Source organism: Bdellovibrionota bacterium (genome assembly GCA_035292885.1).
Classification (GTDB): Bacteria; Bdellovibrionota_G; JALEGL01; order JALEGL01; family DATDPG01; genus DATDPG01.
This window is the reverse complement of record DATDPG010000005.1, coordinates 1-2774: the sequence shown is the minus strand read 5'-3', so window position 1 is coordinate 2774 and position 2774 is coordinate 1. Positions and strand designations below refer to the sequence as shown.

The window sequence follows — 2774 nt, the reverse complement described above, 5'->3', positions numbered from 1 at the left end:
AACTCGCCGCAGTTCGTCGTTCAAGTGACGGACGACACGCGCGTAACCGCCGTCGCTCTTTTCTGGTCCGGCGGCCCCGAAGCTAAAATGAATCTTTCGATGGACTATCAGGCGAACAATCTCTGGATGGTTCCGGTGCCGGGAGGGTTCAATCCGTGGAAAGGAATGATTTTCTTTCGCGCCCGCGACGGTTACGGACATGTTAACCAGAGTCGCCTTTATTATCCGTGGGAGGTGATCACGCTCGTAGCGAAAAAGACGGAGGCGGTCCCGCCATCCTCCCCGTAATCGGGATTGCCAATTCCGGATTTGTGCCTATCTTCCGAACACCGTATAACCCGGCGACCCAGTCTGATATATTGAAAATCTGGAGGAGGGTTCATGTTTTTTGAAAAAGAAAACGAAGGGGAACAGGGACAACATGCTGGAATTACTCGTAAAGTTCCGCTTCTACCGCTCCGCGACATTATCGTATTTCCGCACATGGTCGTGCCGCTGTACGTCGGCCGGCCGAAGTCGGTCAGCGCCCTCGAGCATGCGATGGCCAACGACAAAGACCTTCTCTTGGTCGCGCAAAAACGGGCCAAGGTAAACGAGCCTCAAGCCGAAGATATTTACGACGTCGGAACTCTCGGCACGATCATTCAGCTCCTTCGGCTGCCCGATTCGACCGTAAAACTTCTCGTCGAGGGAAAGAAGCGCGCGCGCGTCAAGACGTACGAGCCGCGCGACGATTTCTTTTTGTGCGAGATCGAAGAGATCGTCGAGACGCAGAACGTTTCCGTTGAGAACGAAGCGCTGATGCGCTCGGTTCACTCGACGTTCGAAACGTACGTCAAACTCAACAAAAAAATCCCGCCGGAAATGCTGATGTCGGTGGCTTCGATCGACAATCCTTCGCGCCTGGCCGATACGATCGCCGCGCACTTGACGCTGAAGCTCGGCGACAAACAGGACATTTTGGAAACCGCGGACGCCACGCAGCGCCTGGAGAAACTCTATGCGTTCATGCAGTCCGAGATCGAGATCCTTCAGGTGGAAAAGCGGATCCGCACGCGCGTCAAGAAGCAGATGGAGAAGACACAGAAGGAATACTACTTAAACGAACAGATGCAGGCGATTCAGAAGGAACTCGGCGAACGGGACGAGTTCAAGAGCGAGATCCAGGAGCTCGAAGAGAAAATCAAAGCGAAGAAGCTTTCGAAAGAGGCGGCGCAAAAGATCGAGAAAGAGCTCAAGAAGCTTAAAATGATGTCGCCGATGTCGGCCGAAGCCACCGTGGTGCGGAACTACATCGACTGGACGATTTCCCTCCCCTGGTACGAATTCACGCAAGACAAGCTCGACATCGATGAAGCCGAATCGATCCTGGAACGCGACCATTACGGCTTGGAGAAACCGAAGAAGAGAATTCTCGAATATCTCGCCGTTCAAAAACTGGTCGACAAGATCAAAGGTCCCATTCTCTGTTTCGTCGGTCCGCCGGGCGTCGGAAAAACGTCCCTCGCGAAGTCGATCTCCAACGCCACCGGCCGGAAATTCGTCCGGATGTCCGTGGGCGGCGTGCGGGACGAAGCCGAAATTCGCGGCCACCGCCGAACCTACATCGGAGCCCTGCCCGGTAAAATCATACAATCGATGAAAAAGGCGGGAAGTTCCAATCCCGTCTTCTTAATCGACGAAGTGGACAAAATGGCGATGGATTTCCGCGGGGATCCTTCGGCCGCGCTCCTTGAGGTCCTCGATCCGGAGCAGAACTTAGCATTCCAAGACCATTACCTCGACATGGATTACGACTTGTCGCGCGTGATGTTCGTCACGACGGCCAATTCGCTTTTTGGAATCCCCAGGCCGCTTCAAGACCGAATGGAGATCATTATGATCTCCGGCTACACGGAAGAAGAAAAGCTCAACATCGCGCGAAAGTACTTGGTGGCGAAACAGATCGGTGAAAACGGTTTGCGCGAAAGCAATATCTTTTTTTCCGACCGGGCGTTGCGGACGATCATCCGCCGCTATACCAAGGAATCGGGCGTCCGCAATTTAGAGCGGGAGATCGCCACGGTCTGCCGAAAAGTCGCCGTGGATGTCGTCAAGCACGGTCCCGAACACAAAGCGAAGGTCACGCAATCGCTGATCTTTAAACATCTCGGGATTCCAAAATTCCGGCATGGCATTGCCGAAGAGAAAAGCGCCATCGGCCTCACCACCGGCCTGGCCTGGACCGAATACGGCGGCGACCTGCTGGTCACCGAAACCACGCTTATGCCCGGCAAAGGCAAACTGATCCTCACGGGAAAACTAGGGGACGTGATGCAGGAGTCCGCCCAAGCGGCGCTCTCCTATGTCCGAACGCGGGCGAAATCGTTCGGCCTCAAGGACGACTTTTACCAGAACATCGACATCCACGTTCACGTTCCGGAAGGCGCCATTCCGAAGGACGGCCCGTCGGCCGGGATCACCATGGCCACATCGATCGCCTCGGCGCTGCTGCGAATCCCGGTCCGGCGCGACATCGCGATGACCGGTGAAATCACGTTGCGGGGACGCGTTCTTCCGATTGGCGGACTCAAGGAGAAAATCCTGGCAGCGCACCGGGGGAACATCCGGACGGTCTTCATTCCGAAGGAGAATCAAAAAGATGTCCGGGACATCCCGCCGAACATCCGCCGCGAAGTGAAATTGATTTTCGTGGAACATGCCGATGATGTTCTGCGCCAGGCGTTGGAACTCCCCAAGCCGGAGGACTTTTTGAAAGAGGCGTCCGCGCTCAC

Annotated in this window: 2 protein-coding genes; both read left to right on the top strand. The window is 55.4% G+C overall.

Translation table 11 applies throughout. The features are described 5' to 3' along the window. On the top strand, window positions 1-288 hold a 288-nt coding region (locus VI895_00180), incomplete at its 5' end, for a hypothetical protein (GenBank protein ID HLG18214.1). A 93-nt stretch (window positions 289-381) separates the two neighbouring features. Beyond that, window positions 382-2774: endopeptidase La (gene lon / locus VI895_00175; GenBank protein HLG18213.1), on the top strand; the 2393-nt coding region annotated here is incomplete at its 3' end.